Source organism: Sphingomonas sp. HMP9, from assembly GCF_013374115.1.
In the GTDB taxonomy this organism is placed as follows: Bacteria; Pseudomonadota; Alphaproteobacteria; order Sphingomonadales; family Sphingomonadaceae; genus Sphingomonas.
In genome coordinates, this window is record NZ_AP022673.1 from 3,322,524 (window position 1) to 3,336,395 (window position 13,872).

Sequence of the window (13,872 nt, forward strand, 5' to 3'; positions counted from 1 at the left end):
CGGTATCCTCTCAGAAGGAAAATTGGGTGGAACAGCCGATCTCCGCCGACTTGTGAACGCAAAAAAATCGATGTGGCGCCCCGCTCATCCTCCCCCGCCAGGGGGAGGTGGCTGGCTCTCGCCAGACGGAGGGGGAGGAAAGGGATCACCCCCGTTGCGTGCCCTCTCCCTCCGTCACCTTCGGCGGCACCTCCCCCTTGCAGGAGACGATCGCAAATTCATGCTTTAGAACGAATACCGTGCCGCGAGCTCGCCGCGGTCCATCTTGCCGACCTGCCCATCGACCAGCGCGCGTTCCGCGTGACGGAATTCGACACCAAGATCGATGGCCTTGACCGGCGAGAAGAACAGGTTGGCGGACGCGCTCCATGCCGACGCACTCGCGCCGATCGGTTCGCCGCCGGTCGGATAGTCGATCGACTGGACGCTGCCGATGAAGGTCGAACGCAGCTTGTCGGTCCAGCCGAGCTTGAGTGCCGCGAACCCGGCGGTCAGGCTCGGCGTCCGCAACTCGGCCCCAGGCACCGCTGCGAACACCGCGTCGGGCGCGAGGTTCAGGCCGACATAGCGGCCGATGCCGTCGCCATGCGTCACCATGAAGCGAATGTCCGAGCGACCCGACACGTCGAGCGGCACCTTGCCCGCGAACGACACGCCCCAGCCCGTCGCACTCTCGTTCAACGTGCCGGTGTCGATCGTCAATTTCCGCGCCAGGCCCGCTAGCGAAAACTCGCCGAACGCGGTCTTGTAGTTCAGCCGTGCGGCGACGTCGGGAAGACGATCGTCGGCATTCTCGACGACCGCGGCGGACACCAAATTGGTCGAAGCAGTCTCGGGATTTTCCGCGGCTACCGACAGCGACAGCGTATCGCTCAGCTTCCGCGTGTACCGAATCTGTGCCTGCCGCACGAACACGCTGCCTTCCGACGGCCCGATGAAGTCGGTCGTCTCCGGCAGCGCGCCGATATACTGGAACGTCGTCCACTCCTGCCCGAACAGCCAATTGTCGTAGGTGAAGAACGCCCGGCGCAGGCCCGGGTTATACCCGCTGACGACGCGCTGGTTGCCCTGCGTCCCCGGCACGACCTGGAAATCGAGTTCGACCAGGCCCTTCAGGCTGTGCCCGGCGATCGGCGTGTCCGTCGCCAGCACGATCCGGGTCTGCTTGGCGTGCGATTCGAAGCTGTTGCCCTCGTTGCGACCGCCGACCGGGGTCATGCTGGGAAAATAGAAATCGCGGCCGACCGATTCCGGCGCGATATTGCCGCCGCTGTAGCGACTGACCGACGCCCAGGTCTTGATGAAGCCATTGAGCTTGACCGTCGTCCCCGCGACCTTGAACCCGTCGGTGGGTGCAGCGCCCGGTCCGGTCGGTTTGGCCTCGGCCAGCGCGGTTGGCGCGGTCGGTCCGACGGGTGCGGTCGGATGCGGCGCGGTCTGCGACGACGCCACCGCGGTGGCCGAAGACTGACCGGACGGAGAGCCGACGGGAGAAGGCTGGGTCGCCGTCGACGCCGTCGCCCGCGCAGCGTTCAACTCGCCGCGCAGATCCTGCACCGCAGCCTCCAGCGCCTTCAGCCGCGTCTCCAGCTCGACCTCGCGCGCCGTCTGCGCCTGCGCAATGCCTGGTACCAGCGCGGTACCGGCGAGCAGGGCGGTCAGCGCCAGCCGTGTCTTGAAAACCATCCGTGTCATCCCCGTCTCCGCACTCTTCCACTGGTCTTGCGCGTGGAATTAGCGTCGTCATCATGGCGCATTGCGAACCCCGGTCCACCCCTTACTTTGGTGCGGGATGATCGCCGGACCACGACCGCGTACAGCGCGGCAAAAGGAGAGCCAGATGACCGAGGCAAGCTATCCCGTCCCCGCGGCATGGGCGAAGGACGCCCTGATCGACGCCGCCGCCTATGACCGGATGTATGCCGAGGCCGCGACCGATCCCGATGCGTTCTGGGCGAAGGAAGCCAAGCGCCTCGACTGGATCGTCGCCCCGACCAAGATCAAGGACACGTCGTTCGACGAGAGCGACTTCCGTATCCGCTGGTTCGAGGACGGTCAGCTCAACGTCGCCGCCAACTGCATCGATCGCCATGCCGACGCCCGTCCCGACGCCACCGCGATCCTGTGGGAGGGCGACAACCCCGCCGACGACCGCAAGATCAGCTATGCCGAACTGCGCGACGAAGTGTCGAGGCTCGGCAACGCGCTGAAGGCGAAGGGCGTCCAGAAGGGCGACCGCGTCACGATCTATCTGCCGATGATCCCCGAGGCGGCGTTCGCGATGCTCGCCTGCGCGCGGATCGGCGCGATCCATTCGGTCGTCTTTGGCGGCTTCTCGCCCGAGAGCCTGTGCAACCGCATCCACGACTGCGACAGCCGCCTTGTCATCACCGCCGACGAGGGTCTGCGCGGTGGCAAGACCGTGCCCTTGAAGGCGAACGTCGACGCCGCGCTCGATCACGGCGACCTCGCGGTCGAGACCGTCATCGTCGTCCGCCGCACCGGCGGCACGGTCACGATGACCGAAGGCCGCGACTGCTGGTATTCCGATTGCGTCGAGGGTCAGTCGACCGACTGCGCACCCGAGCCGATGAACGCCGAAGACCCGCTGTTCATCCTCTACACCAGCGGCTCGACCGGCCAGCCCAAGGGCGTGCTGCACTCGACCGGCGGCTATCTGGTCTGGGCGTCGATGACGCATGAATACGTCTTCAACTACCGTCCCGGTGAGATCTTCTGGTGCGCGGCCGACGTCGGCTGGGTCACTGGCCACACCTATTCGCTGTACGGCGCGCTCGCGAACGGCGCGACGACGGTGATGTTCGAGGGCGTGCCCAACTACCCCGATCACAGCCGCTTCTGGCAGATCGTCGACAAATACCAGGTCAACATCCTCTACACAGCGCCGACCGCGCTCAGGTCGTTGATGCGCGAGGGCGACGACTGGGTCACGCGCACCAGCCGCAAGTCGCTCCGCCTGCTCGGTACGGTCGGCGAACCGATCAATCCCGAGGCGTGGAACTGGTACCACAAGGTCGTCGGCGACGGCCGTTGCCCGATCGTCGACACCTGGTGGCAGACCGAGACGGGCGGCCACATGATCAGCCCGCTTCCCGGCGCGACCGCACTGAAGCCTGGCAGCGCGACCAAGCCGCTGTTCGGGGTGATGCCAGAGCTGGTCGATGCGGACGGCAAGGTGCTCGACGGCGCAGTCGAGGGCAACCTCGTCATCGCCGACAGCTGGCCCGGCCAGATGCGCACCGTGTGGAACGATCACGACCGCTTCTTCCAGACCTATTTCTCGACCTATCCCGGGAAGTATTTCACCGGCGACGGCTGTCGCCGCGACGAGGACGGCTATTACTGGATCACTGGCCGCGTCGACGACGTCATCAACGTCAGCGGCCACCGCATGGGCACTGCCGAGGTCGAGAGCGCGCTTGTCGCGCATTCGAAGGTGGCCGAGGCCGCGGTCGTCGGCATGCCGCACGACGTGAAGGGGCAGGGCATCTATGCCTACGTCACGCTCAATGCGAACGCCGAGCCGAGCGACGACCTGCGCAAGGAACTCGTCCAGTGGGTCCGCCGCGAAATCGGCCCGATCGCGACGCCCGACATCCTCCAGTTCGCGCCCGCGCTCCCCAAGACGCGCTCGGGCAAGATCATGCGCCGCATCCTGCGCAAGATCGCGGAGAATCAGCTCGACCAGCTCGGCGACACCTCGACGCTCGCCGACCCCGCGGTGGTCGACGCCTTGATCGCGGGTCGCGAGGAGGCCATTCCCGTCCCGGCATGACTCGCACGATCCTCATCGCCGACGATCACCCGCTGTTCCGCCAGGCGCTGAGACTGGCGGTCAGCCGCGCCGCGCCCGATGCGGTGGTGATCGAGGCGGGGCAGCTGTGCGAAGCGGTAGACGCGGTGCGCGGTGCTGAGCGGCTCGACCTGATCCTGCTCGACCTGCGGATGCCGGGGTCGGAAGGCTTTGCCGGCGTCGCACTGCTCCACGCCGAACGCCCCGACACGCCGATCCTCGTCATCTCGTCGGCGGACGAGACCGAAGCCGCCCCGCGCGCGAGGGCATATGGCGCGGTCGGTTTCGTGTCGAAAACAGCCGATCTGGCCGCGCTGGAAAAAGCTGTCGCCCGAGCCCTCGCCGGCGAACGCGACGCATCGCCCGAAGGCGCGCCCGTCGACGACATGGCCACGCGCGTCGCGAGCCTCACGCCAACCGAACTGAAGGTACTGCTCGGCGTATTGGCCGGCCGCCTGAACAAGCAAGTCGCCTTCGACCTCGGTATCTCCGAAGGCACCGTAAAAGGTCACATGACCGCCATCCTCCGCAAACTCGGCGTCCAAAACCGCACACAGGCAGTTCTCGCAGCCAGAGCGATGGACATCCACTTCGCCGACTAGCCACGCACTATTCCCCTCCCAACGTCATCGGCCCTGGCACGATCCTCCCCCGCAAGGGGGAGGTGGCGCCGAAGGCGACGGAGGGGGAGGACACGCAACCGCCGTTACTCCTTACCGCCCCCTCCGTCGGCAAACGCCTGCACCTCCCCCTGGCGTGGAGGATTCAAACGCTCAACTCCCCCGCGCCGCCGCTGCCGAAGCCTCCTCGATAAACCGCCAAAGATCCGCCGGCACGACGGGCTTCGTCAGCACCACGAGTCCGGCGCACCGTGGATCGTCCGCAACCGCACGGTCCGCCGTCACCAGCGCGATCGCCGGCGCCGGCGTCATCGCCCGCAATCGCGCGACCACGTCCAGCCCGTCCTCCGCCTCGTCAAGATGGAAGTCGACCAGCGCCGCATCCGGCTCCTCGTCCGCCGCCAGCTCCATCGCCTCGGCGATCGTCGCGGCCAGCAACGGCACGCACCGCCGCGCCCGCAACGCCGCATCGAGCGCCGCCAGGATCGTCGCATCATTGTCGAGGCACAGCACGCGCAAACCCGGCACCAGCGCGCGTGTCGCCGACGGCGTCGGCAACGCCGCATCCAGTCCAGCAGGCGCCAACGGCACGCGCACCGCAAACGTCGTTCCCCGCCCCGGAGCCGACCGCAACTCCACCGCAACACCCAGCAACCGCGCGATCCGCCGGACGATCGCCAGCCCCAGCCCGACGCCGCCGCCCGCGCTCCCCTTGCTTTCGAGCCGCTCGAACTCCTCGAAGATCCGCTCGCGGTCGGCCTGCGCGATCCCCGGCCCGCTGTCGCGCACCTCGATCAGCACATCGTCGCCCCGCCGCCGCGCGCCGATCCAGATCCGCCCCTCCGCCGAATAGCGCACCGCGTTCGACAGGAAATTCTGCAGGATCGAGCGCAGCAACGACCGATCCGTCGCCACGCTGAACGCACCGGCATGCGCCGCCAGCACCAGCCCACGCTCGCCCGCAAGTGGCCGGAACTGCACCGCCAGCTCGTCGATCAGCGCCCGCAACGCAAACCGCTCGACCTTCGGCACGACGCCCCCCGCATCGAGCCGCGACACGTCGAGCAGCGCACGCAACAGCGTGTCCGCGGACCCAATCGCGCCATCGATCGCGCGTACCAGGTCGCCCTGATGCGGCGCCTTCCCCTCGTCGAGCGCCGCACAGAACAGCCGCGCCGCATGCAAAGGCTGAAGCAAATCATGGCTCGCCGCCGCCAGGAACCGCGTCTTGTCGCGCGTCGCGGTTTCCGCCACCGCCCGCGCCTCGTCCAGCATCTGGTTCGACCGCGCGAGATCCTGCGTCCGCGCCGCCACGCGTGCCTCGAGATCGGCCTGCGCTTCCTTCTCCGCGGTGATGTCCGTGAAACTCTGGACGTACCCACCGCCCGGCATCGGCCGCCCGACCATCTTGATCCACCGCCCCGACGGCCGTTGCCGCTCGAAACTATGCGGCGTCCCGCGCGCGAGATGCGCCACTCGCCGACCGACATGCGCCGCGATATCGCTGATCCCCTCGCGCTCGGCATTGTAGCGGATCAGGTCGGCGATCGAGCGCCCGACGACGACATAGCCCTCGGGATAGTCGAACATCTCGACGTAACGCGGATTCCACGCGACCAGCCGCAGGTCCGCATCGATCACGCTGACGCCCGGATCGATCGTCTCCAGCGTCGCCGACAGGAGCGTGCGCGAGAAGCGCAGCGAACGCCCGCGCTGGTCGAGCAGCCGCACCACGTCGCTGACGTCGATCGCCGACCCGGCAATGCTCGACGCGACGATTTTCCGCGCCGAGGGTGCGCCGATCACGCCGGCGATCAGTCGCTCGGCGGTGCGCGCGGCGGGTCCGTCGATCGGCGCGCGCAGGTCCGGCGACGCCACGCCGATCGCCTCCGCCTCGCCGTCGCCGACGAACCGCGCGACCAGCATCCGCAACTCGCCGAGCGTCGTGACGTGATCGAGCGCCGCGTTCCCCCGATGCCGCTCGCGCACGTGCAGCGCGGCCATCAGCGCAACGTTGACGCCGAGACTCCACACCGTGCCGTTGACCAGGGGCGAGCCGATCCGCCAGCCGAGCAAGGCATCGGGATCGAGCCAGCCGCGTGTGAACTGCGCCAGCGCCGGGCCGACGCCTTCGCCGATCGACGGCAGCAACAGGCAGTAGATCCAGACGATCACGCCCCCGACCAGCCCCGCGCGCGCGGCGCTATGGTCGGCGAAGTTCCAGCCCACGCTCGCGATCAGCGCCGGTGCGAACTGCGCGACGCCCGCAAACGCGATCAGCCCGATCGACGCCAGCGGCAGGTCCGCGCCCAGACTCCGGCCATAGAGCAACGCGACCGCGACGATCGCCGCGATGATGACCCGCCGCACGCGCAGCATCCGCCGCCCGAGCTCGCCTTCGCCCGCCGCGCCGTGCCGCCGGAGCAGCAACGGCGCGAGCAGGTCGTTGGTCGCCATCGTCGACAGCGCGATCGTCTCGACCACCACCATCGCCGTCGCTGCCGAAAACCCACCGAGAAACGCCAGCAGCGCGACGAGGTGATGCCCCTGCCGCAACGGCACCGTCAGCACATAGAGATCGGGCTCCGCATCGCCCGGCAACAGCGTCATCCCGGCAAGCGCCAGTGGCAGCACGAGCACCGAAATCACCACCATGTACGCGATGAACGGCGCGCGCGCTCGGGCGACCGCGTCCGGACCCTGCGCTTCGATCACCCCGACATAAAATTGCCGCGGCAGGCACAGGATCGCGAGTGCCGACAACACGGTCCGCACCCAGAAATCGGACGTCAGCGCGCCCCAGGTGAAGCCGGACTGCAGCCGCGCAAGCGGTGGCGCCAGCGTCTCCGCCGGAACATCGGCGAGCAACGCGACCGTCACCACCCCGAGCACGACGAAGCACAACAGCTTGATGAGAGACTCCGCCGCGATCGCCGCGACCACGCCGGGGTTGCGCCCGGCGACCTCATACCGCCGCGCGCCGAACACGATCGCGAACACCGCCAGCAACAATGCGACGAACGTACCGACCTCTGCCGAACTGCCGACGCCCGCGATCGCGCCGAAACTCAGCGTCACCGACCGCAACTGGAGCGCGATATACGGCACCGACGCCAGCAACGCCGTCCCCGCGACGATCGCCGCCGTCCCCCGGCTGCGTCCGTAACGCGCCGAAATGAAGTCCGAGATCGAACTCGACCCTTCCTCGCGCGCCAGCCGCACCAACCGCGCAAGAAACTTGGGCGCGAGCAGGAACACCAGCGCCGGGCCAAGATAGATGGCGAGGTAATCCCACCCCCGCGTCGCCGCCGTGCCGACTCCGCCGAAGAACGTCCAGCTGCTGCAATATACCGCCAGCGACAGCGGATAGGCGATCCGCTGGAGCCGCGCCGACAGCCCATGGCGGTCGACGATCCAGGCGATCCCGAACAACAGCGCGCCGTAGGTCAGGATCGCGACGATGACACTTGGCCCGACGATGGCAGCGCTCCGGTTCAGGATGGAACCGACGATCTAGCACAGGACACGCGTCCGCCGTCGATCGGTATGTGCGGGCGGTATGTGCGGGAACGCGGTGGCTAGCGGCTTGCACCGATCATCCGCCCGCGCTATCGCCGCACCGCTCTCGCAGCGTGGCGGACGTCCGAATTCCGATCCGGAAATGTCGGAACACCATGCAAGGAGTGCAAAGCCGCCGAAAAGCTGGCTATGCGGGTATAGTACAATGGTAGTACAGCAGCCTTCCAAGCTGAATACACGGGTTCGATTCCCGTTACCCGCTCCATTTTCACCAAGTATTCTGCGGTTAGACGCCTCGGTCTCTAGGCCGCAAGCGATCCGGGTAAGGTGTAAAACTCGGCCGGGATACGGCATCGTGGCTCGATTTGGGTCGCCTCATACAGACGTGACAGCGACTGTCGCGTTGCCGATCGATCCCCTGATAACACCTGCGGCGATCTTCGCCTGATGCGGGGCGAGGCGATGGTCTTTATGAGCGCGGGGGCCTGCTCGAAAGATCGTCGCCCGAGCGTGATGCATCACACCGTCTGTAGCGCCGCACCCCGGCTGCGAGGTCAGACCCTCAAGTAGCGATAATACCACACCTCGTGGCCCTGCCGCCGCGCCTTCCGCTCGTACCGGGTCTCGGGCCAGTCGTCGGGGCGGGTCAGGAAGTCGTGCGGAGTCTTCGCCTGCCATTCGAAATCGCGGCGCGCGTTCATGATCATCATCGACCAGCGGCAATAGGTCGGATCGTCGGTGCCGAGCCGGAATTCCGCGCCGGGCTTCAGCTTGGCGGCGATCGTGTCGAGCGGGCCGTGGTTGACCATGCGACGTTTCGCATGGCGCGCCTTCCGCCAGGGATCGGGATGCAGCAGATACAACCGGTCGAGGCTCGCGTCGGGCAGGCGCTCGATCACCTCCAGCGCATCGCCCATGTGCAGCCGGACGTTGGTCAGTTCGCCGTCGCGGATGTGCGTCAGCGCACCGACCACGCCGTTCAAGAACGGTTCGCAGCCGATAAAGCCGACGCCCGGGTTCATCGCGGCCTGTCCCGCCAGATGCTCGCCCGCACCGAAGCCGATCTCGACATGCAGCGGGCGATCGTCGCCGAACAGCGTCATCGCATCGATCGGCCCTTCCTCGGGCACCGACAGGTCGGCGAGCGTTTCCTCGACGAGCGCGGCTTGGCCAAGGCGCAGCTTGTGGCCCTGGCGACGGCCATAGAGGCGGCGGATAACAGAAGGATCGTTCATCGCCGGGCGCTCTAGCGGGCGATTGCGCCGGAGCAAAGCGCGACGCGGACCGTTGCACTCTCGTTATGGTCGACAACGCTTCCAATCCGCCCGGCGAAGACGTCGAGGACCTCAAGGCCGCCGATGCGCAGGATCTGCACAAGGCCGTGCGCGAGGCTGGCGAGGATGAGCTCGATCGTCCGGTATCGGCGCTGTTCTTTTCCGGGCTTGCTGCTGGCATGGCGATCTCCAGTTCGCTGATCGCAGAGGGCGCGCTGCACCAGGCGCTGCCCGATACGCCGTGGCGGACCATCATCGTGTCGCTCGGCTATCCGATCGGCTTCCTGGTGGTGATCCTCGGGCGGATGCAGCTGTTCACCGAGAGCACGATCAGCGCGATGCTGCCGCTGGTGACCAAGCCCTCGGGCTGGGCGCTCAAGCGTACACTGCGGCTGTGGGGCGTGGTGCTCGCCGCCAATCTGATCGGGACGGCGATCACCGGGGGTGCGATCGCGGCGGGTGTGCTCGGCGGCAGCGAGCTGCGCGAGGCGATGATCGCGGTGTCGATGGGAATTACCGAGCTTTCCGCCTGGGCGACGTTCGTCAACGCGATCCCCGCCGGGTTCATGATCGCGATCCTCGCCTGGTCGCTGCCCAATGCGCGGCAACAGGCGTTCCCGGTGATCTTCGCGATCACGTATGTCGTCGCGATCGGCGGGTTCAGCCATTCGATCGTCGGCTCCGGCGAGGCGTTCCTGCTGCTGTTCTCCGGCCGCACCGGCGTCTGGACGATGCTGGTCGAATTGATCCTGCCGGCGGTGCTCGGCAACTTGCTGGGCGGTGCGGGGTTGTTCGCCTTGCTTGCGCATGCACAGGTGCGCGGCGAAATGGACGGACAGGGCGAAACGTGATGGGCAAGACCAAGGAAGCCGCAAAAGCCGTCGAGAAGGTGGATCGCGAGGCAACGCACAAGGCGGCCGAGCACCGCGACGCGCCGCTGGTCAAGGCGACCGGGTTCCTCGCCGAGATCGGCGACCAGCCGCAGCTTGTGGCGACGTCGATCGGCACCGTCGTGATCGGCCTGATCGCGCGCCGGCCGGACGTGATCCGCGGTGGCGTGCGGATGCTGGCGGCGCATGCGGCGGCAACCTTCGTCAAGTCGGCGATCAAGGCATCGGTCGACCGTACCCGCCCCGAAAAGGCAATCGAGGACGGCAAGGCACGGTTCGAGCCGGGCAAGAGCGACGATCACGAGCAGACGTCGTTCCCGTCGGGCCACACGGCCGGTGCGGTTGCGGTCGCGCGGGCCGCGTCGCGCGACATCCAGGGCGCGGGCGGGCCGGCCGCGTTGATCTCCGGCGCCGTCGCGGCGGCGCAACCGATCAACGGGAAGCATTATCTGTCCGATCTCGTCGTCGGTGCCGCGGTCGGCTGGATCGCCGAAGCGCTCGTCAGCGCGGTGTTCGACCGGGTGGCGCCCGTGGTCGAGACGGCGGTGACGACCAAGGCTCCCCTGCTGATCGAGCACGCCAAGGCTTGATCCTCGTGTCCCCGCGGCAGTGTTACCTGGGGACCACAGTTATAGGCAGAATCGAATATTTGCGAGCATGCGGAAGGGGATAGCGGAACCGTTACGCCAGCGTGACGGTTGCGTCGGCATCGTAACCAGAACGGACTATCCCTATGAAGAAGCTTTCCATCGCCGTCACGCTCGCCGCCATGGCCGTTTCGCTCGCAGCCTGCGGCGGCAAGGGCGACGACAAGCTCGGCAGCCAGGTCGAGAAGGCCGCGGACAACCGCGCCGACGCGCTCGAAGCCACCGCCGACAACCTCGAGGACCAGGCCAAGGCCGTTCGCAAGGACGGCGATCGCCAGTCGGACGCGATCGACGATGCCGACGTGAACGCGCAGGCGATGCCGCAAGCGCAGAAGGATGCGCTGGTCAACGGCAGCGAAAAGCTCCGCTGATCCTCTAGGCGTACACCAGCGCCAGCGTCATGGCCGCCTTCCGGTATATATCGGGGGGCGGCTTTGACGTTGTGAAACGGACCGGCTCGACCGGCAACATGACGACGGGGACACGGCAATGATCGACAGGCGTCGAGTGGAAACGGGGGGCTTCATCACCTTCCTGGTCGCGATCACCATTGCATTGTGCCTGGTCGTGTCGTCGTTCGCGGCAGCGTTGCTGTGGAGTGCATTGGCGGCAATCCTGTTCCAGTCGCTCTACCAGTGGCTGCTCAAGCGCTGGCCTGAGCGGCGCAATCTCGCCGCGGCGCTGACCTTGCTGATCATCTTCGTCGCGGTGATCGTGCCGGCGCTGTTCATCGGCAGCCTGATGATCGACCAGTCCGCCTCGGTCTATGCCAAGCTGCAAAGCGGCCAGATCAACTTCGGCGCGTATTTCCAGCAGATCCATGACGCGTTGCCGAACCGGATTCAGGGTGCGCTCGACAAGGCCGGGCTCAACAGCTTCGAGCAGGCGCAGTCGCGGGTGTCGACCATCCTCGGCAACAGCGTCCGCTCGATCGCCGGCCAGGCGCTGTCGATCGGTCGCAACGCGGCGGCGTTCGTCTTGTCGTTCGGCGTCGGGCTGTACGTGACGTTCTTTCTCCTGCGCGACGGCGACAAGATCGGGCCGGCGATCCGCCGCGCGCTGCCGTTCGAGCATTCGGTGGCGGTGAAACTCGTCGACAAGTTCGTCGCTGTGGTGCGCGCGACGATCAAGGGATCGGTGATCGTCGGGCTCGTCCAGGGTGCGCTCGGGGGCCTGACCTTCTGGATCGTCGGCGTGCCGGCGGCGTTGCTCTGGGGCTTGCTGATGGCGCTCACGTCGCTGTTGCCCGCGCTCGGGCCGGCGATCGTCTGGGTGCCGGTCGCGGTGTACCTGCTGGCGACCGGTGCGATCTGGCAGGGGATTGTGGTCATTGTCTCAGGCGTGGTGGTGATCGGCCTAGCCGACAACATCCTGCGCCCGATCCTGGTCGGTCGTGATACCGGCATTCCGGATTACATCGTGCTGGTCTCGACCTTGGGCGGCATCGAGGTCGTCGGGCTCAGCGGTATCGTCGTCGGCCCACTGGTCGCGGCGCTGTTCCTGACCGCGTGGCAGATCCTGACCGAGCAGCGTCACGCACAGCCGGACAGCGTACGCTGAGTGTCGAGCGCTCGCCTACCCCGTTCGTCCCGAGTAGCCGCTTAGCCGGGCGAAGCGCCGTATCGAAGGACCGGTCGGTGCGCGATACGCTCCTGAAGGCGCTACTCGGTTTCTACTCAGTACGAACGGAAGAGGAGCGGCGGCCGAAAGCGTAACCGTTCTCCTGCGAATGCAGGAGCCCAGGGCCAAGTTCGTCGCGCTCCGTTACCCTGGACTCCTGCGTTCGCAGGAGAACGAAACCTCGGCAGGGCCCACAAAAAAAAGCCTCCCGCGGACCAGTCCGCGGGAGGCTTTTTTCGTAACCCCAAAGGGCGTCGCTATCAGGCGACGGCAGCCTTCAGCGCGTCCACCAGATCGGTCTTCTCCCAGGTGAACATGTCACCTTCGGGCTCACGACCGAAATGCCCATAGGCTGCGGTCTTCTTGTAGATCGGCGCGTTGAGCTTCAGATGCTCGCGAATGCCCTTCGGCGTCAGGCGCACGAGCTTCGGCAGGACCGCCTCGAGCTTAGCCTCTTCCACGGTACCGGTGCCGTGCGTGTCGACATAGACCGACAGCGGCTCGGCAATCCCGATCGCATAGCTCAGCTGGATCGTGCAGCGACGCGCAAGCCCGGCAGCAACGACGTTCTTCGCCAGATAGCGCGCGACATACGCGGCCGAGCGATCGACCTTCGTCGGATCCTTGCCCGAGAACGCACCGCCGCCATGCGGAGCCGCGCCGCCGTACGTGTCGACGATGATCTTGCGACCCGTGACGCCTGCGTCGCCGTCAGGGCCACCGATCTCGAACTGGCCGGTCGGATTGATGTAGATCGCGGTCTCGTCGGTGATAAAGCCGTCGGGCAGCACGTCCTTGAACACGCCCATGACATAGTCACGCAGTACCGCGTATTTTGCGGGATCGGCGTTGTCGCCTTTCTCGCAATAGCCCGGTGCGTGCTGCGTCGAGACGACGAGTGCGGTCGCGCCGACCGGCACTTCGTTCTCGTACGACAGCGTCACCTGGCTCTTGGCGTCGGGCTCGAGGAACGGCGCTGTCCCTGAGTGGCGATCTTCGGCCATCCTGGCGAGGATCTTGTGGCTGTAATACAGCGTCGCAGGCATCAGGCCGGGGGTCTCGTCGGTGGCGTAACCGAACATGATGCCCTGGTCGCCGGCGCCTTCGTCCTTGTTGCCGCTCTCGTCGACGCCCATCGCTATGTGCGCGGACTGGCCGTGGAGGTTGTTCTCGAAGCGGAACGTCTCCCAGTGGAAGCCCGACTGCGCGTAGCCGATTTCCTTGACGGTGTTGCGGACGGCCGCCTCGATCTCTTCCAGCACGCCGTCGGCCCACTGGTCGTTCTCGTAGATGCCCTTGCCGCGGATCTCACCGGCTAGGACGACGAGCTGCGTGGTCGTCAGCGTCTCGCAGGCGATGCGTGCCTCGGGATCCTTGGCAAGGAACAGATCGACGATCGTATCGCTGATCTGGTCGGCGACCTTGTCGGGATGGCCTTCGGAGACCGATTCGGAAGTGAAGAGGAAAGATTTGCGCATGCGGGCCTCT

Annotated in this window: 10 protein-coding genes and 1 tRNA gene; 7 read left to right on the plus strand and 4 right to left on the minus strand. The window is 66.7% G+C overall.

Annotation, left to right across the window (positions count from 1 at the left end):
- Nucleotides 1-225 precede the first annotated feature (225 nt).
- Nucleotides 226-1,695: a DcaP family trimeric outer membrane transporter gene (locus tag HMP09_RS15015; protein WP_232090357.1), complete on the minus strand. Its 1,470-nt coding sequence runs from the start codon at nt 1,693-1,695 to the stop codon at nt 226-228.
- Nucleotides 1,696-1,840: 145 nt separating this feature from the next.
- Here HMP09_RS15015 and acs point away from each other — a divergent pair, with 145 nt between their 5' ends.
- Both acs and HMP09_RS15025 read left to right on the plus strand, forming a co-directional pair.
- Nucleotides 1,841-3,796 (plus strand): acetate--CoA ligase, encoded by a 1,956-nt coding sequence (gene acs / locus HMP09_RS15020; protein ID WP_176501026.1) that lies wholly within the window; start codon nt 1,841-1,843, stop codon nt 3,794-3,796.
- Nucleotides 3,793-4,416 (plus strand): response regulator transcription factor, encoded by a 624-nt coding sequence (locus HMP09_RS15025; protein WP_176501027.1) that lies wholly within the window; start codon nt 3,793-3,795, stop codon nt 4,414-4,416. The genes acs and HMP09_RS15025 overlap by 4 nt, the downstream gene beginning before the upstream one ends.
- Before the next feature lie 171 nt (nt 4,417-4,587).
- Here the strand turns inward: HMP09_RS15025 and HMP09_RS15030 are convergent, their stop codons facing one another.
- A complete protein-coding gene (locus HMP09_RS15030; protein WP_232090359.1) occupies nt 4,588-7,866 on the minus strand; it encodes a hybrid sensor histidine kinase/response regulator in 3,279 nt (1,092 codons plus the stop codon).
- A gap of 278 nt (nt 7,867-8,144) precedes the next feature.
- Between HMP09_RS15030 and HMP09_RS15035 the strand changes: the two genes are divergently transcribed.
- Nucleotides 8,145-8,218: transfer RNA gene (locus tag HMP09_RS15035), tRNA-Gly, on the plus strand.
- Nucleotides 8,219-8,507: 289 nt separating this feature from the next.
- Here the strand turns inward: HMP09_RS15035 and trmB are convergent.
- Nucleotides 8,508-9,188: a tRNA (guanine(46)-N(7))-methyltransferase TrmB gene (gene trmB, locus HMP09_RS15040; protein WP_176501028.1), complete on the minus strand. Its 681-nt coding sequence runs from the start codon at nt 9,186-9,188 to the stop codon at nt 8,508-8,510.
- Nucleotides 9,189-9,253: 65 nt separating this feature from the next.
- Between trmB and HMP09_RS15045 the strand changes: the two genes are divergently transcribed.
- The 4 genes from HMP09_RS15045 to HMP09_RS15060 all read left to right on the plus strand — a co-directional run bounded on the left by HMP09_RS15045 (nt 9,254) and on the right by HMP09_RS15060 (nt 12,324).
- Complete coding sequence (locus HMP09_RS15045; RefSeq protein ID WP_176501029.1) at nt 9,254-10,078, plus strand: formate/nitrite transporter family protein; 825 nt, start codon at nt 9,254-9,256, stop codon at nt 10,076-10,078.
- Nucleotides 10,078-10,707: a phosphatase PAP2 family protein gene (locus tag HMP09_RS15050; RefSeq protein ID WP_176501030.1), complete on the plus strand. Its 630-nt coding sequence runs from the start codon at nt 10,078-10,080 to the stop codon at nt 10,705-10,707. The genes HMP09_RS15045 and HMP09_RS15050 overlap by 1 nt, the downstream gene beginning before the upstream one ends.
- Nucleotides 10,708-10,850: 143 nt before the next feature.
- Nucleotides 10,851-11,135 (plus strand): hypothetical protein, encoded by a 285-nt coding sequence (locus HMP09_RS15055; RefSeq protein WP_093399730.1) that lies wholly within the window; start codon nt 10,851-10,853, stop codon nt 11,133-11,135.
- Nucleotides 11,136-11,253: 118 nt separating this feature from the next.
- Nucleotides 11,254-12,324, plus strand: coding sequence for an AI-2E family transporter (locus tag HMP09_RS15060; RefSeq protein WP_176501031.1), 1,071 nt, complete (start codon nt 11,254-11,256; stop codon nt 12,322-12,324).
- A 320-nt stretch (nt 12,325-12,644) separates the two neighbouring features.
- On the opposite strand, the gene metK is transcribed toward HMP09_RS15060, so the two are convergent.
- Nucleotides 12,645-13,862: a methionine adenosyltransferase gene (gene metK / locus HMP09_RS15065; protein ID WP_176501032.1), complete on the minus strand. Its 1,218-nt coding sequence runs from the start codon at nt 13,860-13,862 to the stop codon at nt 12,645-12,647.
- Between the last annotated feature and the right edge of the window lie 10 nt (nt 13,863-13,872).